The sequence below is a fragment of the Micromonospora sp. M61 genome (assembly GCF_018070245.1).
In the GTDB taxonomy this organism is placed as follows: Bacteria; Actinomycetota; Actinomycetes; order Mycobacteriales; family Micromonosporaceae; genus Micromonospora; species Micromonospora zamorensis.
The window spans coordinates 38,229-60,766 of sequence record NZ_JAGPYA010000012.1; the positions used below are offsets into that span (position 1 = coordinate 38,229).

19 protein-coding genes are annotated in these 22,538 nt (G+C 72.9%); 9 read left to right on the top strand and 10 right to left on the bottom strand.

The genetic code is table 11. The annotated features are described in order from the left end of the window. Window positions 1-20: 20 nt before the first annotated feature. On the bottom strand, window positions 21-839 hold the full coding sequence (locus KBX34_RS09340; RefSeq protein ID WP_210924461.1) for an NAD(P)-binding domain-containing protein: 819 nt from the start codon (window positions 837-839) through the stop codon (window positions 21-23). A 267-nt stretch (window positions 840-1,106) separates the two neighbouring features. Between KBX34_RS09340 and KBX34_RS09345 the strand changes: the two genes are divergently transcribed. The 8 genes from KBX34_RS09345 to KBX34_RS09380 all read left to right on the top strand — a co-directional run bounded on the left by KBX34_RS09345 (window position 1,107) and on the right by KBX34_RS09380 (window position 13,424). Next, window positions 1,107-2,759 (top strand): hypothetical protein, encoded by a 1,653-nt coding sequence (locus KBX34_RS09345; protein WP_210924462.1) that lies wholly within the window; start codon window positions 1,107-1,109, stop codon window positions 2,757-2,759. Between the two features lie 73 nt (window positions 2,760-2,832). Beyond that, a complete protein-coding gene (locus KBX34_RS09350) occupies window positions 2,833-3,861 on the top strand; it encodes a WxL protein peptidoglycan domain-containing protein (RefSeq protein ID WP_210924463.1) in 1,029 nt (342 codons plus the stop codon). Beyond that, the gene (locus KBX34_RS09355; protein ID WP_210924465.1) at window positions 3,858-5,051 is read left to right on the top strand and encodes a hypothetical protein; all 1,194 of its coding nucleotides are present in this window, start codon (window positions 3,858-3,860) and stop codon (window positions 5,049-5,051) included. The genes KBX34_RS09350 and KBX34_RS09355 overlap by 4 nt, the downstream gene beginning before the upstream one ends. Beyond that, on the top strand, window positions 5,048-6,406 hold the full coding sequence (locus KBX34_RS09360; RefSeq protein ID WP_210924467.1) for a hypothetical protein: 1,359 nt from the start codon (window positions 5,048-5,050) through the stop codon (window positions 6,404-6,406). The genes KBX34_RS09355 and KBX34_RS09360 overlap by 4 nt, the downstream gene beginning before the upstream one ends. Continuing rightward, complete coding sequence (locus KBX34_RS09365) at window positions 6,393-8,474, top strand: ABC transporter ATP-binding protein (RefSeq protein ID WP_210924469.1); 2,082 nt, start codon at window positions 6,393-6,395, stop codon at window positions 8,472-8,474. The genes KBX34_RS09360 and KBX34_RS09365 overlap by 14 nt, the downstream gene beginning before the upstream one ends. Then, entirely contained in the window at window positions 8,471-11,281 is a 2,811-nt protein-coding gene (locus tag KBX34_RS09370; protein WP_210924471.1) for an ATP-binding cassette domain-containing protein, read from the top strand. Before KBX34_RS09365 ends, KBX34_RS09370 begins: the two co-directional genes overlap by 4 nt. 65 nt (window positions 11,282-11,346) lie before the next feature. Further along, window positions 11,347-12,051: a neocarzinostatin apoprotein domain-containing protein gene (locus KBX34_RS09375; RefSeq protein ID WP_172861981.1), complete on the top strand. Its 705-nt coding sequence runs from the start codon at window positions 11,347-11,349 to the stop codon at window positions 12,049-12,051. Further along, a complete protein-coding gene (locus tag KBX34_RS09380; RefSeq protein WP_210924473.1) occupies window positions 12,048-13,424 on the top strand; it encodes a hypothetical protein in 1,377 nt (458 codons plus the stop codon). Before KBX34_RS09375 ends, KBX34_RS09380 begins: the two co-directional genes overlap by 4 nt. Window positions 13,425-13,493: 69 nt before the next feature. Here the strand turns inward: KBX34_RS09380 and KBX34_RS09385 are convergent, their stop codons facing one another. The 9 genes from KBX34_RS09385 to KBX34_RS09425 are packed head-to-tail and all read right to left on the bottom strand — an operon-like array spanning window position 13,494 to window position 22,179. Next, window positions 13,494-14,237 (bottom strand): arylmalonate decarboxylase, encoded by a 744-nt coding sequence (locus KBX34_RS09385; protein WP_141908497.1) that lies wholly within the window; start codon window positions 14,235-14,237, stop codon window positions 13,494-13,496. Then, window positions 14,234-14,917: a hypothetical protein gene (locus tag KBX34_RS09390; protein ID WP_141908498.1), complete on the bottom strand. Its 684-nt coding sequence runs from the start codon at window positions 14,915-14,917 to the stop codon at window positions 14,234-14,236. The genes KBX34_RS09385 and KBX34_RS09390 overlap by 4 nt, the downstream gene beginning before the upstream one ends. Continuing rightward, window positions 14,914-15,762 (bottom strand): SDR family NAD(P)-dependent oxidoreductase, encoded by an 849-nt coding sequence (locus KBX34_RS09395; RefSeq protein ID WP_210924475.1) that lies wholly within the window; start codon window positions 15,760-15,762, stop codon window positions 14,914-14,916. The genes KBX34_RS09390 and KBX34_RS09395 overlap by 4 nt, the downstream gene beginning before the upstream one ends. Next, entirely contained in the window at window positions 15,759-16,760 is a 1,002-nt protein-coding gene (locus KBX34_RS09400) for a hypothetical protein (RefSeq protein WP_210924477.1), read from the bottom strand. The genes KBX34_RS09395 and KBX34_RS09400 overlap by 4 nt, the downstream gene beginning before the upstream one ends. After that, on the bottom strand, window positions 16,753-17,475 hold the full coding sequence (locus tag KBX34_RS09405; RefSeq protein ID WP_088947003.1) for a hypothetical protein: 723 nt from the start codon (window positions 17,473-17,475) through the stop codon (window positions 16,753-16,755). The genes KBX34_RS09400 and KBX34_RS09405 overlap by 8 nt, the downstream gene beginning before the upstream one ends. Beyond that, complete coding sequence (locus KBX34_RS09410) at window positions 17,472-18,737, bottom strand: aromatic ring-hydroxylating dioxygenase subunit alpha (protein ID WP_088947004.1); 1,266 nt, start codon at window positions 18,735-18,737, stop codon at window positions 17,472-17,474. The genes KBX34_RS09405 and KBX34_RS09410 overlap by 4 nt, the downstream gene beginning before the upstream one ends. 6 nt (window positions 18,738-18,743) lie before the next feature. Next, the gene (locus KBX34_RS09415; protein WP_210793353.1) at window positions 18,744-19,733 is read right to left on the bottom strand and encodes a dienelactone hydrolase family protein; all 990 of its coding nucleotides are present in this window, start codon (window positions 19,731-19,733) and stop codon (window positions 18,744-18,746) included. Next, on the bottom strand, window positions 19,730-20,536 hold the full coding sequence (locus KBX34_RS09420; protein WP_210793354.1) for an oxidoreductase: 807 nt from the start codon (window positions 20,534-20,536) through the stop codon (window positions 19,730-19,732). The genes KBX34_RS09415 and KBX34_RS09420 overlap by 4 nt, the downstream gene beginning before the upstream one ends. A gap of 2 nt (window positions 20,537-20,538) precedes the next feature. Further along, entirely contained in the window at window positions 20,539-22,179 is a 1,641-nt protein-coding gene (locus tag KBX34_RS09425; RefSeq protein WP_210924479.1) for a nitrilase-related carbon-nitrogen hydrolase, read from the bottom strand. Here KBX34_RS09425 and KBX34_RS09430 point away from each other — a divergent pair. Further along, window positions 22,172-22,534 (top strand): Dabb family protein, encoded by a 363-nt coding sequence (locus KBX34_RS09430; RefSeq protein WP_255509111.1) that lies wholly within the window; start codon window positions 22,172-22,174, stop codon window positions 22,532-22,534. The genes KBX34_RS09425 and KBX34_RS09430 overlap by 8 nt on opposite strands. Window positions 22,535-22,538 lie beyond the last annotated feature (4 nt).

A 22,538-nucleotide genomic window follows, 5' to 3' on the forward strand; every position in this document is an offset into this window, starting at 1 on the left:
GACAGAGCTTCCGGGCCGAGTCAGTGTGCGAAGGCGAAGCCCTCCGCGCGCAGCTTGCCGGAGCTGATCGGCACGAAAGGGGTTCTGATCTCACCCCGGTAGGTCAGCGCGGGCCAGCCCCCGGCGGCGCAGAGCTCGTCGAGGACGGCCTGGTTGGTCTGCGGCACGACCGCGTCCGGTACCGCGTTGAACACGCCCGTGAGGTCGCGGGTCACCACGAAGTCGAGCGCGGCGGCGGCGTCGCGGTAGTCGATGCGGTAGTGCAGGGCCTCGGCCGAGAACGGCACGCTGCCGCCGAGCATCTCGTGGGCCAGCTTCACCCGGGTCGGATAGTCGAGGTCGCGCGGATGCCCGTACACGTCGGGGATCCGCAGCGCGGCACCGCGCGGGGCGGCCAGCACGGCGGCCTCGGCGGCGGCGAAGTTGCGGGGGGAGGCGTCCGGGTCGTCGGTGACCGGGGTTGCCTCGTCGACCAGCGCGCCATGGCCGGCACCGTAGACCGACACCGAACTGGTGAAGACCACCCGGGGATGCACGGTGGCGGCGGTGCGCGCGGACGCGGTGAGCGTGTCGGCGTACTCGGCGATGCGCTGGTCGGCGTCGAAGGCTCGGGCGATGCGCGGGCTCACGGTGAGCACGACCGCGTCGGCGTCGTGAGTGACCCGCTCGACGGCGGGACGATCGCTGCCACGGAGGACCGCCACCTCGGTGCAGACGGGGGCCAGCTCGGGCACCCGGTCGGGGGAGGTGGTCGTGCCGATCACCTGGTGGCCGGCCGAGACCCAACGACGGGCCAGCTCCATGCCGACGTTGCCGCACCCGATGATCACGTAACGCACCTGGACCTCCTCATGGAAACGCCGTTTCCACACTCTGCCCCATCTCGGGCCCCCTGCCAAGGCCGTGCCGCCGAACCCGCCCGTCGGCGCTGCGCTGGCCCGGGAAATCGATCACGTCGGCCGGAGTCAAATCGCCTGTCCGGCTATTGACAGGAGGGTCGGCCGGCTGCCTTTATGAACCTATCCAATTTTGGAAACTGCTGTTTCCACCAGCGAAACGGCAGCCAGGGGTGCACCGTTCCCCACAGGAAGGAGAGCGGGACCGCAATGGGATTGCTCAGAACTACGGCAACAGCGGTGGGCGTAGCGGCGTTGGCCGCCGCCGCGACCGCGGTCTGCGTGTCCCCCGCGCAGGCGTACGGCCCCACCCCGGGCAACCTGGGATGCCGGCTGTACTTCAACGACGCCGGTACCGGCAGCTCGCCGACGAACTGGGCCGACTCGTTCGGGCTCACTCAGACGCCGGCGACGCCGAGCCCGGGTCAGACCGTGACGGTGACCTTCACCGCTGCGGCCGGTCCGAACAACGGCCCGGTCGCGATCAACCCCGGTGACGTGCCGATCGTCGTGGAGGCGGCGCTGGGTGGCTCGCAGAGCGGCCCGGTCACCCTCCAGCAGACCAACTACCCCGCCGGTCCTGTCCCCGGCAACACCCCCACCGGCCCGATCACCGCCACCGGCACCTATGTGGCCGGAGCGACCGGAGCCGCGACGCTCACCGTCAACCGGGTGATCCTCAACAACCCGATCGCCAAGACGTACTGCTCCGCCGCTGGCGACCGGGACCACAAGGCAGCGCCGGTCCCGACCTCCATCGTGGAGAGCTTCACCGTCTTCGGCGGCACGGTCTCGGTCACCTCGGTGACCGGCCAGACCGTGACCGGGGCTGCCCGGGCCGGCAACGTCATCAACTACGCGGTGACCGGTCTCGCGCCGTCCACCGCACTGACCGCAACACTGCGCGCGGCCGACGGCACCGGAACGGCCGAAGGCTCCGGCACGGGCACGACCGACGCTGCCGGCGTCGGCACCGGCACGCTCACGGTGCCCAGCGGCGCCACCACGGGAGCACGTACCGTGGCGGTCTCGGACGGGACCAACACGGTTTCCGTCCCGATCACGATTCTCGGCGCGCCGGGCATCGCGATCACCCCCAGCGGTGGCGGCTCCGGCACCGTGGTGACGGTCACCGGCACCAACTGGAACCCGGGCAGCACAGTCACGATCGGTGGTTACAAGGCGCTCACCGGCGCCCCGCCGCCGCCCGCGACGAGCGACCCGGCAACGACGGCCACGGCCGGCGCCACCGGTGGGATCAACGCCACCTTCACCGTCACGGACAGTGCCACCGCGTACATCGGCGCGCAGTCCGGCGCCCTGTTCGCGATCTCCGCGTGGACCGGGTCGGCTGACTCGTGCACCGCCAAGACCGGCTCGGCCACGACCGGCAACTGCACCCTGTCGTACAACCTGTCGGAGACCGTGACCGCCGGAAACCTGTCGATGGCTCGCGCCGCCGGCACCGGCAACATCCCGTTCTCCGGCGTCACCGTCGGCGGCAGCGTGCAGACGGCGACGGGCAACCTCTCGACCGTCACGGTTACCGACCACCGGGGCAGCACCTTCGGGTGGAGCCTCGTCGGCACGGTCACCGACTTCACCGGCACCCCGGGCGGAACCATCGCCAAGAGCAACCTGTCCTGGACGCCGGCCTGCGTCGACACCGCGGGCGCGACCAACGCGGTCACCGCGGTGGCCGGCACCCCGGGCACGGTCGACGCGGCGACGCTCTGCTCCGCACCGACCAGCGCCACCGGTACGGGCGGCAGCTTCGACGCCTCAGCCGGGCTGACCCTCTCCGTGCCGGCGAACCAGCTCGCCGGTACCTACGCCGCGACCCTCACGCTCACCCTGAGCTGAGGACCGCATCGAGGTGAGGGCGGTCGGTGCGAGCCGGCCGCCCCCACACCGACCAGTCGAAGGGTGGAACCGCGTGCGTCACCCCCTCTGGCCACGCCGCCTCCGCACCGGTGCGGCAGCCCTCGCCGTCGCAGTCGCCGCTGTCACGCTGACCGTCGTCCCGATCAGGCCGGCCGCCGCTGCGGACAACGGCGAGTGGGCCGTCGTGCCCACCCCGCCGGCCAACGCCGGGCCCACCCCCCGGCTCTACTTCTTCCTTGAGTCACCCGCCGGCCGGACCCTCACCGACTCCGTGCGGGTGATCAACCGCACCGACACCGAGCGCACCTTCACCGTGTACGGCGCTGACGCCTACAACACCGCCCGCGACGGCGGATTCGCGCTGCGCCAGCTCACCGAGAAGCAGTCGGACATCGGGGTGTGGACGGTGGTCGGCGCCGGCACCGTGGTGCTCCCGCCCAAGGCGCAGGCCGACATCCCGTTCACCATCACCATCCCGACGAACGCCAGCCCCGGCGACCACATCGGCGGCATCGTCGCGATGGAGTCCGTTCCGGGCGGTCGGAGCGAGCAGAACGGCGTCGCCGTCGCGGTGCAGCGGGCCGTCGGCGCCCGCGTCTACCTGCGGGTGGCCGGGCCGGAGATGCCCGGGCTCAACCTCGCCGACCTGGACCTGACGCACCCGACGCCCTGGCTGCCCACGCCGGTCGACGGTGCCCTGGAATACACCCTGGCCAACACCGGCAACCTGCGCCTCGCCCCCACCATCACGGTCACCGCCTCCGGCATGTTCGGCCACCGGATCCACCAGCGTGGCGCCACCCCACAGCTCGACCTGGTCCCGGGCGCCGAGTCGCGGATGCGTACCCGGTTCACCGGGCTGTGGCCGGTCGACGTCGTCACCGCCACCGTGACGGCGAAGGCCGACGGCGGCGTGCTCACGGTGCGGACCACCCGTACCGTCGTCGTCTCCTGGACCGGCGTCGCCGCACTCGCCGCGCTGATCGCCGCCGCAGTCGTGGCCTGGCGCAGGCGCCGCCGCGCCCAGGTGGCCCGCCCTCGGGGCGTCTCACGCGTCCGCGCGCACGCGGAGGTCGGATGACGAGGATCGGACGCACCCTGACCGCCGTCGTGTGCGGGCTGGTCATCGGGCTGGCACTGCCCACCGGGCCGGCGTGGGCAGCCGAGGGACTGACCCTCGCCGCCCCGGCGGCGGCACCGGGCGACCGGCTCGGGGTGAACGGCACCGGCTGGCCCGGCGGCACACTGGTCCAGCTCGTCACCTGCGGGCAACTCGCCATCGGCGGTTCGGCCTCCTGCGACACACGTGCCGCCCTGGCTGTTCCGGTGCGCCCGGACGGCACCTTCGCGGTGCAACTCGTGCTCGGCACCCCGCCGGTGCCCTGCCCGTGCGTCGTGCACGCCACGCTCGTCGGCGGCACCGCGCGCGGCCAGGTCGACGCGCCGCTGGAACTCACCGGGCACACCATGGGGGAGACCCCCACCGTCTCGGCCGCCCCGGTCCGCCTCGACCTGGTCGAGGCGAGGATCGCCGGCCGACCGGGCTGGCGGAGCCTCTTCGGCGCCGCCGCGACCCGGACCCTCGTCTACACAGTGCACAACCCCGGGCCGCACCCGCTGCCCAACCCGCCCCTCAACGTCCGGATCGGCCGGGACGGCGGCGGCGACCGGGTCAGCACGCCCGGCACCGGCAGCATCCGGCCGGGCGAGACACGCACCTACCGGATACCCGTCACCACCCCGTTCGCCGCGTTCGGCCGGTACACCGTGCAGGCCGACCTGGGCGGGTTCGGCCCGGCCGAGACGACGCTCCGGACGTACCCATGGGGCCTGTTCCTGGTGCACCTGCTCGGCGGGACGCTGATCATCGTGGGCATCGCCCGCCGCATCGCCAACCGCCGCGACCGCCCGCCGCTGCCCGCGATGGCCGCCGCACCGACCGGCACGCTGCTGCCGTCCGTCGTGCGGGTCGGCTCACTCGGGGCGTACCTCGTCTTCGACGACGCTCCCGGCGCCGGCCGGCTACGTCGACGGGCCAACGCCCACCTGAGCGTCGCCGCGCTGCGGGACCTGCTCGGCGACACCGGGCTGCCGAACGGATCCGGCACCGAGGCCGCCGGCACGGCGGTCATCGACCTCACCGCCCTCGACGCGGTGCTCGCCGCCCGCCCAGGCGCGGCCACGCCGGCCGGAGCACGCGCCGGCAACCAGAGCGCCGCCGCCGTGATCGATCTGGCCGCGCTCGACACCTACCTCGGGAGCCCTCGATGAGCCGCGATCCTGGCACCCACACCACCGGCTGGGACCGGGCCCTGACGGTACGGGCGGCCGTCGCCACCGTCGCCGCGCTGCTCGCCTTCGTCGGCTGCGGCGCGGTGCTGCCCGGCGTGGGCGGCGCCGACGGCACCGGCGTCGGGCCTGGCGTCACCGCCGACGCGGTAACCGTCGTGTTCGTCGGCACCGACCTGACCAGGACGGCGAACCTGACCGGGTTCAACACCGCCTCGGCCGGCGACCCGGTACGCCAGATGCGGGCGCTGGAAAGCCACGTCAACGCCAACGGCGGCATCGCCGGCCGGCGGATGCGAGCGGTCTTCCGCAACTACGAGGCGAGCGACGACTCACCGGCCGCCGAGGAGAAGCTCTGCAACCAGATCACCCAGGACGACCGCGCGTTCGCGGTCGTGCTCACCGGCCAGTTGCAGGCCAACGCCCGCCCCTGCTACGCACAGCGGCACACCCTGGTGCTCGACGCCACCCTGATCACCATCGACCAGGCGACGAACGAGCGCCTCGCCCCGTACCTGTTCGCCCCGGCCTATCCCGCGTACGACGACTTCGTGCGCGCGTACCTGCCGGCGCTGGCCGCGCAGGGCTTCTTCGACGGTGCTCGGCAGGCGGGCATCGTCGCGGTCGACGCACCGGCCAACCGCGCGATGTACGAGCAGCACGTGGTGCCGTACCTGAAGCAGCGGGAGATCACCCCGACCGTGGCCTGGATCGACTCCACCGACCTGGGCACCCTCAACACGGGGCTCAACCAGGCCGCCGTCGACCTGCGGGCCAAGCGCGTCGAGCGGGTCTTCTTCCTCGGCGGGACCCGGCTGGCCTCCTTCTTCCTCACCTCCGCGTCCGCCCAGGGCTTCACCGCCCGGTACGGCATCTCCAGCTACGACAATCCCAGCTTCCTGATCGGCAACCCGGACATCATTCCGCGCGAGGCACTGACCGGGGCGGTGGGCATCGGCTTCAACCCCAGCCAGGACGTCGCCGACCGGGAGTACGCCTTCCCCGCCACCGACCCCGAACGAGCGTGCCTGGGCATCTTCGCCGCAGCGGGGGAGTCGTTCGGCACCCGCGAGAACGCCCGCGTGGCCCTCCCGTACTGCGACGCGGTCCTGCTGCTGCAGACCGGCGCGAAGGACCTCGGCGCGGACCTCAACGCGCACCGGTGGCTCGCGGCCGTGGGCAGGCTCGACACGCAGTTCCAGCCGGCGACCGGATTCTCCGGGCGGCTCGGCCCGGACCGGTTCGCCGCCTCGAACGGCTACCGGGCGTTCGGCTACGACAGCAGCTGCGCCTGCTTCACCTACCGCGGGGAGGACGTGTCCTTTGCGACCCGATGACAACACCCGCCGGGGCGTCCCGCCGGGCACCGCCCGCGACGGTGCGAGGGCATGGCGTTCCCGCAGCGCGGGCTGGGGAGCGGGTACGGCCAGCGGCTTGCTGACCGGGGTGCCGCTGCTCGGCGCCGCGGGACTCGCCCGGGGTCTCGATGTCGACCTGACCAGCGTGCTGGCCGCGGTGATCGCCGCCGCGGTGGTCGGCGCGGCCGCGACCGTCGCGGTCGTGCAGCGGGTACCGCACCGCCATTCGGTACGCGCCGCGCTGCTCGCCGGCGCCGGGCTGGGCGCCGCACTGCTGCTGGTGGTCAACGTCGCCGCCCCGGTGCCGGGGCTGTTCGCGCTCACCGCGCTCGGGCTGCCCTGGGCGGTCCTGGTGGTGTCCGGCCGCGCGATCGCCGCCACGACGGCCGCCCTGCGGTACTGGCACGTGGGGCTGCTGAACGGGCTCGGCCTGGCCGCGCTGCTCGCCAGCGGCACCGGCGGCGGATCCGGGTACCACTGGTCGGCGGCGGGCGTCCTCGCGGCGCTCGGCATGCTGGCCGGGGCGACCGCCGAGCAACTGCCGGGCGATGCCGGCTGGCCACCGGCGCTACGCACCCTGTTCGACAACGCCACCCGCCCACCCACCGCGCGTACCGCCGTGCTGGCCCAGGCCGGCCTCGGCATGATCGTGCCCGGCGCGCTGATCTTCGCCGTCGACGTGCTGCGCACCGGGTTCGGCCTCGGTCCGCGCGGCGCCGTCGGAGTCATCGGCGACGCGCTGCTCGCCGGGGCCGCGCTTGCGGTGCTCCTGCGCGGGGAGCCGGCGCTGCGCCTCGCCGTCGCCGCAGCCCCGGCCGGGTTGCTCGTCGCCGCCGGTGCCCTGTCCGTCGGGGCCACGGTCGGCGTCGTGCTGTTCGCATCCGGCCTGGCCGTCGCCGTCGGTGCGCTGGTCGCGCTCGCCGTCTCGGGCGAACGCATCGCCGCCGAGGTGCTCCACCCCGACGCCGGCCCCGCGTTCGTGGCGGCGACATCGGTGCTGTCCCTGGCCGGTGGCCTGGGCGGCGCCGGCCTGCTCGCCCTGCTCAACACCCGGTACGGCGCCGGTCCGGCGTTGGCGGTGGCCGCGGCGGCGGCGCTGGTCGGCGCCGGCTACGCCCGACGGCTCCGGCGCACCGCCGCCGCCGACGCCGAACGGTTGGCCCGGGTGCTCGCCGACGAGGCGGAGGTCGCCCGGCTACGGCACAGCGGCGCACGTCCGGCCGCTCTCTCCTGCTCCGGCATCGACGCGGCGTACGGTCCGGTCCAGGTGCTCTACGACGCGGCAGTACGCGTCGGCGACGGCGAGATGGTGGCGATCTGCGGCCCGAACGGGGTCGGCAAGACCACGTTCCTGCGGGTGCTCTCCGGCCTGCACCGCCCCGCCGCCGGGGTGGTCCGGCTCGGCGGGGTCGACGTGACCGCGCTGACCGCGCCCCGCCGGATCGAGCTCGGTCTGTCCACCGTGGTCGGTCAGGCGGTGTTCGGCTCGCTCACCGTCACCGAGAACCTGCGCATGCACGGCTACGCGCTGGGCCGGCGCAGCGACGCGGTGCACCGGGGGGTCGACGCGTCGTTCGCCGTCTTTCCCCGCCTCTACGAGCGGCGCGACCAGGTCGCCGCCACCCTGTCTGGCGGTGAGCGGCAACTGCTCGTGCTCGCCAAGACGCTGATCCAGCGCCCCCGGATGCTGCTGGTCGACGAGTTGTCGCTCGGCCTGGCACCGGTCGTCGTCGGCGGCCTGCTGGAGATGCTGCGCCGACTCAACGCGCTGGGCACCTCGGTGCTGGTGGTGGAGCAGTCCGTCAATGTGGCGCTGTCGCTGGCCGACCGGATCTACTTCATGGAGAAGGGTGCGATGGTCGCCGAGCACACCGCGGGCGAGCTGGCCGGTCAGCCGGACCTGGTCCGGGCCCTGATGCTCGGCGGCCACGCGCCGGCCGAGGACACCGAGCCCGCGCCCCAGGCGCAGGACACGGAGCCCGCGCCCCAGGCGCAGGACGCGCCCACGACGAAGACCACCCCGGTGGACGGGGCGGTGATCCGATGATCGGCGGTTTCGACGTCGGCCCGGACCGCATCGTGCTGGGCCTGTTCACCGGCCTCACGTACGGGCTGCTGGCGGTCGGGCTGGTGCTGGTCTACCGGTCCAGCCGGTTCGTCAACTTCGCACACGGCGCGGTCGGGGTGTTCGGCGCCGCCGTGCTCGGCCGGCTGGTCGGTGACGGGGTGCTGCCGTACTGGCTCGCCCTGCCGGTCGGGATGCTCGCCGCCGCCGCGGTCTCCGGCGCGATCGAGCTGAGTGTGGTCCGCCGGCTGCGGCACCGGCCCCGGGTGATCGGCATGATCGCCACCCTCGGGCTGTCCCAGTTCGTGCTCGTGCTCGCCCTGCTGGTGAACAGCTCGGGGGCCAGCGGCCCGGCGTTCCCGGCGCCGCCCGGCATGCCGTCGTTCACCATCGGCAACACCCCGGTCGGCCCGGCGTTCACCGCGATGCTGCTGCTCACTCCGGTGCTGCTGGTCGGGCTCGCCATGTTTCTCAAGCGCAGCCGGTTCGGGCTGGCGATCCGGGCCGCCGCCGACGCCCCCGACGCGGCCACCCTCAACGGCGTCACCGCGGCCCGGATGGCGACCCTCGCCTGGTCGATCGCCGGTGCCGTGGCCGCCTTCTCGGCGATCCTCATGGCGCCGACCCAGGGCACCCAGTCGATTGAGTCGCTCGGCCCGGCCCTGCTGGTGCGGGGCCTCGCCGGCGCGGTGATCGCCCGGTTCTCCTCCGTCCCGATCGCGTTCGGCGCCTCGCTGGGCATCGGGGTGGGCGAGCAGATCCTGCTGTCCGGTCAGTCCAGCGGCGGCCTCGTCGAGCTGGCCCTGGTCGCGGTCATCCTGGTCGCGCTGCTGGCCCAGCCGGTCCGCGCGCGCCGCGACGGCGAGGACGGCGGCTGGGGCCGGATCGGTGCGCCGCCGCTGCCCGCCGCCTACCAGCGGATCTGGCTGCTGCGCAACCTGGGCCGGGTCGTCGCCGGGGTGGGCTTCGCCGTCGCCGCCGTGCTGGCCTTCGTGATCAGCAATGAGACCGCCTCGGTGCTCATCGCCATCATCGGCTTCACCCTGGTCGGCCTGTCGATCGGGCTGGTCACCGGTGTGGCCGGCGAGCTGTCCCTGGGCCAGTTCGCGTTCGCCGGCATCGGCGCCGCGGTGTCGGTGCAGGTCTCCGTGCGGACCGGCAACCTGTTCCTGGGGATCCTCGCCGGCTGCGCGGCGGCGGCGCTGGCCGCAGTCGCGGTCGGCGTGCCGGCGCTGCGCCTGCGCGGGCTCGCCCTCGCCGTCACCACGCTCGCCTTCGCGCTGGCCACCAGCACGTTCCTGCTGCGGCAGGGTTGGCTGCTCGGCGATGGCGCGCAGGTGCCCAAGCCGCGCATCCTCGGCCACACCTTCGACCTGGCCACCGACTACTACCTGTTCGCGCTGGTGGTGCTGCTGCTGGGCCTGTGGGTCACCGCCAACCTGCGCGCCGGTGCCTTCGGGCGGATCCTGGTGGCGCTGCGCGACAACGCCGACGCCGCCCGCGCGTTCACCGTCGCGGTGCCGGTGCGGGTCCTGCAGGCGTACGCGGTCGCGGGCGCGCTCGCCGGTCTCGGCGGGGCGGTGATCGGCCACGGGCAGAGCCAGCTCACCGTGAACACGTTCCCGGCGTCGGCCAGCATCGACGTCGTCGCCACAGTGGTGGTCGGCGGGATCACGCTGCTGGGGGGCCCGCTGCTCGGGGCGTTCCTGATCGTCGGCGTACCCGGATTCCTGGAACTGGACATCATCGGCCAGGCCGCGCTGACCCTGGTCTGGCTGGTCGTGGTGATCGCGCTGCCGGCCGGACTCGGCGGGCCGGTGCTGTGGCTGCGTGACCGGATCGCCGCGCTGATCGCCCGGGGCCGCGACGCACCGACGCCGTCCGCCACCGAGGAGATGGGCGGGCCGGCGCAGGCCGCCGGCTCCGGTGGCCCGATCACGCTGCCGCCGCGCACCGTCCCGCTGCGACCGGCGGCGACCGGCGAGCCGCTGCTCTCGGTGCGGGAGGTGGCCCGCTCCTTCGGCGGCGTGCGGGCCGTCGCCGGGGCCAGCCTGGACGTCGCCGCCGGCGAGGTGGTCGGCATCATCGGCCCGAACGGCGCCGGCAAGACCACCCTGTTCGAAATCATCGCCGGCTTCACCCGCCCCGACCGGGGCGCGGTCCTGTTCGCCGGCCGCCCGGTCACCGGGCTGTCGCCGCAGCGGCGGGCCGGTCTCGGGCTGGTGCGCTCGTTCCAGGACGCCCGGCTCTTCGCCACCATGACCGTGCTGGAGACCGTCATGGTGGCCGGTGAACGCACCGCACCGACCAGCCTCGTCGCCGCGGCTCTTGGTGCTACCGGGCCGGACCAGGCCAAACGCCACCGGGCCGAGGAACTCGTCACGCTGATGGGCCTGGCCCCGCTCGCCGATCGGTTGGTCGGGGAACTGTCCACCGGCACCCGCCGGATCGTCGAGATCACCTGCCTGCTGGCGCTGGAGCCAGCGCTGCTGCTGCTCGACGAGCCCTCATCAGGAGTGTCCCAGACCGACGGCGTCGCGCTGGGCGAGGTGCTGCGCCGGATCCACGACGAACTCGGGGTCACCATGGTCATCATCGAGCACGACCTGCCGCTGCTCGCCCGGCTCGCCGACCGCCTGGTCGCGATGGACGGCGGCCGGGTCATCGCCGACGGCACCCCGCAGGAGGTCCGCGCCCACCCCGACGTGGTCCGCTCCTACCTCGGCACCGACCACGCCGCCGTCAACCGCTCCGGCGTGCCCGCTCAACGTACGACGGTCCCGTCGTGAGCCCGCTCCGCGTCGCCCCGCCACTTGCCCGTGCCGGCCTGCGCCGAACCTGTCAGGAGATCGCCATGCGAACCTTCCGCCGGCGGGCGCTCACGCTCGCCGCACTGCTCGCCACCAGCAGTGGCCTCGCCGTCGTGGCAGCACCCCCGGCCGCGTTCGCCGCGCCGGCCCTCACCGTCAGCGTGACCACCGGGCTGACGGACAAGCAGCAGGTCATCGTCAACGGTTCGGGTTTCGCCCCGAACCTGAAGCAGATCGCCGTCGGTCAGTGCGTCGCCGGCTTCAAGGGCCCGACCGACTGCAATCTGTCCGGCGGCGCCGCGTTCGTCAACGCCGACGGCAGCGGGAAGCTGCCCACGGTCACCCTGAAGCTGGCCCAGAAGTTCGGCGCGTTCGACTGCACCAAGCGCGAGTGCGTGGTCGCGGCGCAGATCCTGCCCACGAGCGGCAACGCCGACCAGGTCGAGGCCAACAAGGTCTCGGTGACGTTGACGTTCGGCAAGAAGCCGGCGCAGAAGCCCGCACCGGCAACCCCGTCCGCAACCCCAGCCGCGCCGGCGGCACCCTCGGCCACGCCGGCCGCCACCACCTCACCCCCGACCGGGCCGGCGGGCGCCGCCGGCACATCGGCCCCGACGCTGGTCAACGCCAACCGGGTGAACGCCGGCCCGGACCGGTACGCCGTCACCGTGCTGGTCGGCTCCGGCCTGCTGTTGCTCTGCATCGGCCTGCTCGTGCTGATGCCCTACCGGAACCGGAGGTCCTCATGACCCGACGTCGTTTCCCCGTCCGGCTGGCAGCGCCCGCGCTCGTCCTGGCGCCGCTGCTGCTGACGATCCCGGCGGCGGTCCCCGCCCGGGCGGCGCCACCGGCCGCGGCGATCGGTCCCACCGCCGCGACGCTGGGCTGCCGGCTCTACTTCAACGACGCCGGTACCGGCAGCTCGCCGACGGTCTGGCAGGACACCTTCACCCTGACCCAGTCGCCGGCCGAGCCGAAGGTCGGCGACACGGTGACCGTCACACTCACCGCGCCCACCGGCCCCGACAACGGGCCGGTGGGGCTGAACGCCGGTGACGTTCCGGTGAACGTCACGCTGGCCCTGGGCGGCTCGCTCTCCGGCAGCGCGACGCTGCGGATGTCCTCGTACCCCGCGCGGGCCGTCGCCCCGACGGAACCGCTCGGCCCGATCACCGCGACCGGCACCTACTTCGCCGCCGCCGCCGGAGCGGCGACGCTCACCGTCGGCCGGGTCACCTTCGCCAACGCCTCGGCCACGACGCACTGCTCGGCGGCCGGCGACCGCGACCACAAGGCCGCACCGGTGCCGACGTCCATCGTGGAGAGCTTCACCGTCGGCGGTACCGGCACCGCGACCCCACCGCCGAGCCCGTCCGCCTCCGCAACGCCGCCGCCCTCCGCGAAACCGTCACCGTCGCTCCCGCCGTCCGCGACGGACGACCCGCCGCCGACGGCAACCGACGAGGTCGACACGCCGGCCCAACCCTTCGGCCCGAAAAGCGTGAAGCTGAACTGCAAGACGCTGAGCAGCCTTTCCACGTGGACCGCCACGCACACGTTGAGCATGTCGCCCAGCAACCCCGGTCGGGGTGCCAAGGTGACGGTGAGCCTGAAGTTCTCAGCCGGCCCGAAGAGCGGACCGGTGCCGGTCGGCGCCGGTGACCTGGTGCCCAAGGCGACCGTCAAGGTCGGCGGGGTGGGCAGCGGCACGGTCAACCTGACGGGCCCGGCGTACGGCGCGATCGACGCCAACGCGATCCTGCCCGGCGCCACGCTGACCGGGACCTACACCACCTCGCAGGCGGGCCTGGTCAGTCTGACGGTCACCAACGTCGTCTTCGATCACCCGCAGGTCGACACCGAGTGCAACGCCGGCGCCGACCCGGTCACCGGCCCGAAGGAGACGTCGATCGTCGCCAAGTTCACGGTGAAGTCGCGGGCCGCGACCGACGACGAGGGCGAAGGCGGTGGCGGTGGCAACGGCGACGGTGGTGGGTCGCTGCCGACCACGGGCGAGGGGGGCGTGACGACTCTGATACTGCTCTGGTCGAGCGCGGCGCTCCTGCTCGGTGTCGGTCTGGTCGTGGTGCTGCCGAGGCGTCGCCGTCTGCTGCGCAGCTGAACCGGCGAACGGCGCGGGCCGGGGATGCTGCCCCGGCCCGCGCCGCTTGCGTTCGCCGACAGCGCCGTGTCAGTACTCGCGCAGCAGGGAACCGGCGCCGTACACCTTGTCGGTGATCCCGTTCTCGCGCAGCGCCATCCACCAGGTCGCCGCGTTGATGGCGATCACCGGCTTGCCGAGCCAGCGCTCGGCCTCGTCGGCCAGCCCGACCATCGACAGGTTGGTGCCGCACTGGACCAGGGCGTCCACATCCGGGCCGTCCACGGCCAGCAGCGCCCGGCGCAACTCGTCCTCCGGAACGTGGGCGATGGAGACCGCGGTCGGGCACTTGAGCCCCTCGATCGCGGCCACCTCGAAGCCGATCTCGGAGAAGAACTGCACGACGTTCGTGTCGCCGATCGGTTGGTACGGTGTGACCACGCCGATGCGGCGTGCGCCGTAGAGGCGCAGTGCCCGCTCACACGCCTCCGCGCCGGTTGCCACCTCCAGCCCGGTGATCGCCTTGATCTGGGCGACGAACTGCCGGTTGCCCTCGACGCCGCCCCAGAACGTCTCGGCGGACATGCCCATCACCATGTAGTCGGGCTCGCAGGTCAGCACCCGCTCGCAGGCCCCGCCGATCTCGTCGCGGATCTGGGTCAGGAGGTTCTCGAAGTTGCCGTCGCTGGAGAGGTCCTGGTCGCGGATGTGGATCCGGGAGAAGTGCGCGGTCACCCCGGGCACTGTCATCCGGTAGAAGTCCGGCTCCACGATGGTGTTGGTCGACGGGGCGATGACGCCGAACTTGCGGCGCCAGCCGAGCGCGTCGGTCATGAGCGGACGGCTCCTTCCTGGGCGGGGGTCGGGTGGGACGTGGTCGAGGCCCGGCGGTGAGCGCGCACGGTCAGCCACGCCGCGGCCAGCAGCGCCGCCTGTCCGAGGGTGTTGGTGCCCTGCTCCACCCACTGCATGGCCAGGGTTTCGTGATCCGGGTGGTTGCGCAGCGGCACCAGCAGCAGCACGCAGGCCAGCCCGGCGACGTAGAGCGCCACCGCGCCCCAGGCACGCCGCCGGCCGGCGATGATCGCGGCCAGGACGCTGACGGTGGTCACGCCCGTGGTGGCGAGGGCGAAGATGGGGGCGAAGATGGCGTACGCGGCGGCCACGCCGGCGGTCACGGCCAGCACGGCGGCGAACGGCCACCACGGCACGCTACGCCCGCGCAGCGCGCTCGCCAGGCCCCAGATCAGCCCGACCGCGCCGACCGCCATCAGCGGGAACAGCGCCGCCTCCAGCCAGGGCAGGTCGATCGAGAATCCGGCCAGCAGCAGCTTCCAGGTCGACTTGGCCAGGCCGCCGAGGCCGATCAGGACGGCGCTGACGCGGGCGACCGGGCCCACCCGCGGCACGACCCGGGCGGCCACGCTGGCCAGGATCCAGAACCCGACCAGCGCCAGGCCGGTCGGCACGAAGTCCTCCAGCGCGAGGACGACGGTGTAGTCGCTGCCGTTCACGACAGGTGCTCGCGCCGGGTCACGGCGGGCCCGCCGACGGGCTCGCCGAAGAGGTCGCGCTTGCGGAAGGCGGCGACGGCGAACCGAGCGGCGGCCTTGCGGCTGGTCAGCCAGGCGGCCCGGCTGCCGTTGCGGCCCCCGGCGAGGACCCGGTCGGCCAGCCACGGGGTGACCGTCTCGACCCGGTCACCGAGGATGTTGAAGACCTTCTTGGCCTTCGCCAGCTCGTCCGGCGGGTAGTCGTGGGTGAGCAGGTCGGTCACGACGATGCCGGGGGAGAGGTGGTGCACGGTGACCCGGTCGGCGACCCCGGCTGCGGCGAGCTCCTTGGCCAGCCCGTCGGTCAGGTAGGTGACCGCGCGCTTCGATGCCCCGTAGCCGGTCAGCCCCGGCCGGGCCTGGCCGTTGGAGCCGAAGCCCTCCATGTTCCACAGCGCGCCGCGGCCCTGCTCGATCATCGCGGCGAGCACCACCGCGCTGGCCCGGGCCACCCCGCCGAGGTTCGCCGCGAGCACTTCGTCCAGCTCTGCCGGCGGCAGCTCCCACAGTGGGCGGCGGGCATGGTTCGTGCCCGCGTTGTTGATCCAGATGTCGACCCCGCCGAACGCCTCGGCGGCCGTCGACCAGAGCACGGACACGTCGGCGCGGTCGGTGACGTCCGCTCGTACCCCGAGCACCTCGGCTCCGGCCGGCACGGAGGCTTCGGAACGCAGTGTGGCGAGCGCCGTTGCCACCGACTCCGCGCTGCGTCCGCAGAACGCGACCCGGGCGCCGCGGGCCAGCAGCGCGCGTACCAGGCCGGCACCGATCCCGCGGGTGCCGCCGGTCACCACCACTGCGGTCATTCGGCTGGCTCCCAGTCGAGCAGGCCGTGCAGGACGCTGTCCAGCACGTTGCCCCGGAACAGCTCGTACACCACGGCGAGGCGCCCGCCGGCGGACATGCCCGGTTCGGCGTCGATGGCGAACTCGCGGCCCTTGACCTTCCACACGTCGCCGCCGTCAGCGTGAAAGTGCCAGGACGGGTAGCTGGCCCGGCCGAAGCCCTGCGCGTTGCCCCAGGCGTCGGGGCCCTCGAAGAACAGCCGGTCACCGTCGCGGCGCTGCTCGACCACGTACCGCCGGTCCAGGCCAGCACCGGCCCAGCTGACCACCCGCCGGGTGCGCAGCAGGTCGATCGGCTCCAGGTCGAGGCGCACCGCGACCCCGCCGCGCAGTTGCTGGTCGGCGCCCCACAGCTCGCAGCTGCCGGTGAACGCGCCGGCCTGCTTGGTCGGCAGGATGTACGGCACCGGACCGCGCCGCTCCTCGGCGGACAGGAACCCCGCCACCCGTTCGCGGGTGTCCGGGTTGGTGTCGTGGTCGAAGCTTCGGGTGTAGACGCCGTTGAAGCAGCCCACCACCGTCCAGCCCTGGTAGAGCATCGACGAGTAGACCTGGGTCTCGCCGTCGGGCAGCACCTGATTCCAGGTGTTCAGGTCGACCTGCCAGCCGGGGCCGTAGTAGTGCGAGTCTACAAAGGAGCCGTACGGCTGGCCGGTGCCGAAGAAGTCGGGGCCGGTGTAGACCCGGTCGGCGTCGGAGTCGATGACGCCGAAGGCGAACGGCGCGCCCAGCCGGTAGCGCCCGGCCAGCTCGCCCCCGCCGACCAGCCCGCCGTCCATGAAGTACGTGGTGACGCCGTCGGCGAAGACCGACGAGCGGCGGATCTTCTCGAAGCCCTGCCAGACGCCGGTGGCGGTGAACAGCGACGGCCGGCCGTGCCACTCGCCGGCGATCCGCTGCTGCCACTCGCTCGGTTCAGCGGCCGCCGGTGCGGGGGCCGGTGCGGTCGGTTCACCCATTGCCGATCAGCTCCGCCCGGATCCGGTCGGTCGCCGGCTCGCCGATCAGCCGGGTGACCCGGGCCCAGACCGGGTCGACGTCGGGACTGAACAGGTTGACCCGCACGGCGGTGTCCCGGGCGGCCAGGTCGGTGTCGGCCAGGCCGGCCACGACGTCGGCCGGTAGGCCGTCGGTGACCAGCGCGGACCAGTGCTCGGCGTACGCGGAGACGGCGGCTCCGATCTTCCGGAACGCCTCCTCGGTGGCCCGGCTGACCAGCATCCACGGCGACATCAGCGCGTGCTGGCGCGGCCCGATGTCGGCCCGGCTCAGCCCGTCCATCGCGCTGGCCTCGGTGAAGACCGGGGTGAGCGGCTGGTACGCCGCGTCCAGGTAGGGCAGGTGGCTGCTCAGCTCGGCCCGGGGAATCAGGTCGAGGTGGTAGGCGTAGTAGTCGCCGCCGTACACCGAGTCCAGGGTGAAGTGCGGGACCGCGCTGTCGGCGGCGGTGAAGGCGAAGACCATGTGGCTGTCGAGGCGGATCATCGGAACGACCAGCCCGACGTAGACCACCTTGGCCACCGGCTGACCGGGTGCGCCCTGCCAGACCCGCAGCGCACCCACCGGGTCGGGCGACATCGGGCTGCTCAGCGGCTCGTCGATGACCGCGGTGAGCGGGTGCCGGGCGGTCAGGTGGGCCACCGCGTTCTCGCAGAGTTCCAGCGGGAGACTCATGCCTGCTCCTTCGTCGTCGCGCTGCTGGTGGGGCTCGCCTGCGCCTCGGCTCCTGCGGCGGCGTCGGCGCCCTCTTCCTCGGTGATGCGCTTGAGCCCGATCCGCTGCGCCTCCGCCACGGTCGGGTGGTCGCCCTTGGCCTTGTGCACCCAGGCGCGGGCCAGCTCCGGGTTCTCCCGGCGGGCCGGCGAGGGGATGACGGTCGCCTCCCGGCGCGGCACGTCGCCCGTGATCCGGTCGGCGTCGGAGAGCATCCAGCCTCGTTCGGCCAGCTCCTGGCGGCGTCGCCGGTAGTGCACCGCGATGAGGTCGCTCTTGACGTGCAGTTCCGCGCCGAGGTCGAACGGAAGCAGCTCGGGGCGGACGTTGTTCACCACCTCGGCGTCCTGGTAGAAGATCTTGAGGACGCGCTGTACGGCGTTGCGGTTGGCCCACGCCCCGGTGAAGAAGGTGCGCAGTGCGACCCACTTGACCAGCGTGGTCGTCTCGTCCACCGGAATGTTGGTGTCGTAGATGATCAGCTCACCGATCGACAGCCGGACGTGCAGCTTGATCATGTTGGGCAGCATCCAACCGGCCGAGGTGACCACCGGCGGGCGGTTGGCCAGGTCCGCGTTGTTGCGGTTGACCAGCGACCAGAGGCCCTTGGAGCGCGGCGGGTGCAGGCTGACCGTGGCGTACGCCGACCACTCGTCGGGGATTTCGAGCTCGTACTCGGGAACCTCGGGCTTCTGCGGGTTGCCGAATGCGCCGCCGTGCACGAAGGGCGCGTGCGCGATGTCGCAGCCGTTCTCCAGGATCCGCTCGTAGTTGGCCTTCCACAGGAACTCGCCGGTCACCGCGCGGAACTTGCCGCCGTTCTCCACCAGGTTGTCGAACTCCGGCCAGACCGGGATCGGTGGTCGCTCGGCCTCGGGCAGGTCGCCCATGAAGACCCAGACGAAGCCGTAGCGCTCCTGCACGGGGTACGAGTCGACCCGGGCCTTGTTCGGGATGCCCCGGCCGGGCTGGTTCGCCGGGATCTTCGTGCACGCCCCACCCGGCTCGAACTCCCAGCCGTGATACGGGCAGACGATGTTCTCGCCGGCCGTCGAGCCGCCGGAGAGCGCCGCGCCCCGGTGCACGCACAGGTCGGAGAGAGCCACCACGCGCCCGCGCGGGGTGCGGTAGAGGGCCAGGTACTGGCCGAGCACGGTGATCCGGGCCGGCTTGGTGGTGACCCGGTCGGAGAACTCGACCGCGTACCAGAAGTTCTTGAGCATGGTGGCTTACCTCCGACGGAACGAGGCGATCGAAGAGGTGGTGCCGAGCTGTGCCAGCAATCGGTCGAAGCCGTCGGCCGGTTCGCCGCGAAGGTGGACGGCGAGGAACCCGGACAGCAGGTCGACCAGGAGCGCGCGGGTGGCTTCCGGCTCGGCGGTCGCCTCCTCGTCGAGGAAGGCGCGCGCCGAGGTGGGATCGAGCGGGTGCACGATGCTGAAGTGGTTGGCGCCGGCCAGCCGCACCAGCAGGTTGGTGCCGCCCGCGTCGGGCAGCGCCTCGTCGAAGGTGCGGGTGATCGGGTCGGCGCGGGTGGACGTGTCCTCGCCGTACCGGTCGGCCGAGCCGTTGATCACGCCGTCGTGGGTGCCGGCGAGCAGCATGACCGGGCAGTCCACCTGGGCTGGCAGCACGGTGCCGGCCGGCCAACCGAGCATGGTCGCCACCATGGTGTGCGCCCCGTAGCTGGCAACCGCACGGACCTCGGGCAGGAACCGCGCCGACTGCAGCGCGACCGTACCGCCGGCCGAGTGACCCACCAGCGCCACCCGGTCGAGGTCGAGCAACCCGTCGAGCGGCCCGGTGAGCTGCGCCAGCGCGTCGAGCACCGGGCGCAGCGAGGGGCTGGTCGGTCGGCTGCCGTAGCCGTCCGGTCGGGCCGCGTCCAGGTCGACGCCGGGAGTGATCCCGTGCAGGCCGGCGAAGAGCACTCCGACCCAGTCGTAGGTCACCGCGACGACGCCCCGGGCGGCCAGTTCCATTGCCAGCCAGCGGTAGGCGTCCTGCCCGACGTTGACGCCGGAGACCAGCAGGGCCACCGGGTACGGGGCACCGGCCGGGTCGGCCGCGAGGACCCCGCTGAGCCGCTCGGCGTCCGAGCCGGTGGGCCGGGCCGGGTAGTAGACCCGCAGGTGCGCGGTGTCGAACGGTGCCGGCGCGCCGGGGACGCGTACGGCCCACCAGACCGACCGGACACCGCCTTCCTGGCCACCGCTCATGCCGACGGCCGGGGGAGTTCGCGGTCGCCGCCCCAGAGCGCGCGGACGAGTTGGTTGGTGGTCTCCTCGCCGAAGTAGCGCACGCCCATCACGTTCGCCGGGTCGCGGTCGGCGATATTGCGGCGGATCCGCAGATCGGTCTCGGCGAGCGCGGCCCGCTCCTCGGCCGGCACCGGTTCGGCCTCGTCGACCCAGCGCAGCCAGCGGTCGACGTGGGCGTGGGTCACCTGGCTGACCTTCTCGATGTTCTCCGGGCTGCGGTCGAAGGAGTAGCAGTATGCCGTCGGTGACAGGCTGGCCCGGATGAACCCGGCCCGGCTGATGAAGTAGTCGAACGCCGGGTCGTTGCGCAGTTGCAGCCACTCTTCGTTGGCCGGCTCGTAGTACCGGTCGTAGTAGTCGCCGTCCTCGACCATGTTGACCCGGGGCACCGAGTCGACGTAGAACCAGCCGCCGGGCCAGACCAGCAGGGCCAATCCCAGGTGCGGCACCCTGACCTGCGGGCCCAGCCAGCACGTCAGGTGCAGGTTGGCGAAGCTGGCACCCGGGTTGCCCAGCCAGGAGTGCACGAGCCAGTCGACCTCGGGTCCGGTGTACGCGGCGAGCGAGCCGCCCGGTCCGTTCGGGTAGTCCCCGTAGTTTTCCAGCGCCTCGGTGGACGGGTCGCGGGTCAGCGTGAACCGTGCGGTGATCTTGTCCTTCAGCTCATTCAGGAGTGCCTGGTAGCGGTGGAACGTCTCGTGGACGTCGACAGTGGGGGAGTCGTCGAGCATCTCCTCGACGTGTTTCAAGGTGTCGGCCACGGTCAGCGCCTTTCGGTAAGGGCCTGGACGAGCCGCCACGGGCGGCCGTCGACGAGGTCGGTGCGGCGGGAGACGAGCCTGTTCGCCGCCTGCGCCGGCGCCACGACGGCATGCGTGACGGGCCGGTCGGCGGCGATGTCGGTGCGCAGCGGGCTGCTGATCCGGCCGGTGAACGGCCCGGACCAGGTGGTCCAGAGGGTGAAGTCGGCGCTGAGGGCGAAGACCGCGGCGCCGGTGCCGAGCGGCCCGGCGGCGATCACGTTGAGCCGGTTCTCCGCAGCCCGCTCCGGCAGGCCCAGCGCCAGCTCCCAGGTCTCGCGCGGGGTGAACGGCACGGCGACCACATCGGCGTCGGCGAGCGCGGCGAGCCGGAACGTCTCCGGGAAGATCGCGTCGTCGCCGACCACGATCGCCAGCCGCCCCCAGGGCAGGTCGAAGGTGCGCAGCGCGTCTCCGGGCCGCGCGGCGTCGCGGGCCGCGCCGGCCCGATGCAGTTGTGGCTGCTCGCCGAGCACGCCATCCGGGCCGATGAGCAGCCCGACCGGGCCGTCGGCGGTGCGGGCGGTGGCCACCGCGTACCCGTTGGTGCCACGCAGTGTCGGTGTCAGCGCCGCGGCCACCTCGGCCGGCCCGACGTGCGTGCCGAGGGCGTTCTCGGCGAGCACGGCGAGCAGCGCGCCCTCGGCGACCGCCTTGGCGAGCAGGTCGGCAGCCTCGCCCGGGTCCCGCGGCCGGACCACGGCGACCGGCAGGCTCGACGCGCTGGGCGGCCGACGGCGGCCGGTCGGCACGTCCCCGAGCGGGCCGTAGAGCTCCGGCCGGCGGGCCGCGAGGATGTCGCTGCCGTCCGGGCGGTGCTTGTCGTCGGCGTGCTCTGGAGCGATGTCGGCGATGACGACGGCCTCACCGGTACGCGGCCCCTTGGCCAGCACCGTGCCGTCCGGTGCGACGATCTGCGACTCGCCGGCCCCGTGCAGCCACTGCTCCGGCACGCCCAGGCCGCGGCTCATGGCCGGCAGATGCTCGGCGGGCAGCAGCGGGCCGACCTTGTTGGCGGCGATCACCCAGGCCCGGTTCTCCGCGGCCCGCACCGGAATGTGCAGCGCGGCCTCATCGGTGGCGAACGAGTTCAGGCTGTTGAGCAGCACCTGCGCGCCGCGCAGCGTGAGCCCGCGGGTGGTCTCGGGAATGACGCCCTCCATGCAGGCGTACATGCCGAGCCGGCCGATCGGGGTGTCGAGCACCGGTCCGACCTCGGTCGCCGGGTCGAGGTGGTCGTTCTCGGCACCCATCAGGACCTGCTTGTCGCAGCTGCCGAGCAGCGCCCCGTCCGGGCCGAAGAGGAAGTTGGTGCCGCCGGTGCGTCCGTCGGGATAGGCGTGCGTGACATTGATCTTGAGATACACCCGGTGCTCGGCAGCGCTCGCGGAGATCGCGGTGAGGAAATCGTCGCCCGGCCGGGTGGCCAGGGCGTGCGCCTGGGCGCGGTCGGTGTACCAGGCCAGATGGTTGCAGAACTCGGGTAGCACCACGAGCTGTGCGCCCTGTCGGGCGGCGTCGGTGACCAGGCGCAGGCAGGTGGCCAGATTGGCCCCGATGTCCTGGCCGGCCTCGAACTGTACGGCGGCAACCCTGATGGTCATTCCCGCTCCGGTTCCCCTGGCGAAACGCTGTTTCCAGAACATACACTCGGGCGACGCCGGGGAACAGGGGGAAGAACAGGTGTTTACGCACGTGGTACTCATGAAGTTCGACGATGCGGCCGATGCTGCCAAGGCGAGGTCGCTGCTGGAAGGTCTGGCCAGCTCAATTGATGAGATCGCGACGCTGACCGTCGCCCTGGACACGCTGCGGACCCCGGTCTCCTACGACCTGTGCATGATCAGCACACACACCGACGTGGACGCGTTGCGCGCCTACCAGTCCCACCCCGCCCACCTGGAGGTGGCGGGCTGGCTCAAGCCGCGCCTCGCGGCCCGCGTCGTCGTCGACTACTGACGGC

Excerpts from the sequence above, each read along its gene's own strand:
- KBX34_RS09345 (WP_210924462.1), top strand. The coding sequence starts at position 1,107 with ATGGGATTGCTCAGAACTACGGCAACAGCGGTGGGCGTAGCGGCGTTG.
- KBX34_RS09355 (WP_210924465.1), top strand. The coding sequence starts at position 3,858 with ATGACGAGGATCGGACGCACCCTGACCGCCGTCGTGTGCGGGCTGGTC.
- KBX34_RS09360 (WP_210924467.1), top strand. The coding sequence starts at position 5,048 with ATGAGCCGCGATCCTGGCACCCACACCACCGGCTGGGACCGGGCCCTG.
- KBX34_RS09370 (WP_210924471.1), top strand. The coding sequence starts at position 8,471 with ATGATCGGCGGTTTCGACGTCGGCCCGGACCGCATCGTGCTGGGCCTG.
- KBX34_RS09375 (WP_172861981.1), top strand. The coding sequence starts at position 11,347 with ATGCGAACCTTCCGCCGGCGGGCGCTCACGCTCGCCGCACTGCTCGCC.
- KBX34_RS09380 (WP_210924473.1), top strand. The coding sequence starts at position 12,048 with ATGACCCGACGTCGTTTCCCCGTCCGGCTGGCAGCGCCCGCGCTCGTC.
- KBX34_RS09385 (WP_141908497.1), bottom strand. The coding sequence starts at position 14,237 with ATGACCGACGCGCTCGGCTGGCGCCGCAAGTTCGGCGTCATCGCCCCG.
- KBX34_RS09395 (WP_210924475.1), bottom strand. The coding sequence starts at position 15,762 with ATGACCGCAGTGGTGGTGACCGGCGGCACCCGCGGGATCGGTGCCGGC.
- KBX34_RS09400 (WP_210924477.1), bottom strand. The coding sequence starts at position 16,760 with ATGGGTGAACCGACCGCACCGGCCCCCGCACCGGCGGCCGCTGAACCG.
- KBX34_RS09405 (WP_088947003.1), bottom strand. The coding sequence starts at position 17,475 with ATGAGTCTCCCGCTGGAACTCTGCGAGAACGCGGTGGCCCACCTGACC.
- KBX34_RS09410 (WP_088947004.1), bottom strand. The coding sequence starts at position 18,737 with ATGCTCAAGAACTTCTGGTACGCGGTCGAGTTCTCCGACCGGGTCACC.
- KBX34_RS09415 (WP_210793353.1), bottom strand. The coding sequence starts at position 19,733 with ATGAGCGGTGGCCAGGAAGGCGGTGTCCGGTCGGTCTGGTGGGCCGTA.
- KBX34_RS09430 (WP_255509111.1), top strand. The coding sequence starts at position 22,172 with ATGGTCATTCCCGCTCCGGTTCCCCTGGCGAAACGCTGTTTCCAGAAC.
- KBX34_RS09425 (WP_210924479.1), bottom strand. The coding sequence starts at position 22,179 with ATGACCATCAGGGTTGCCGCCGTACAGTTCGAGGCCGGCCAGGACATC.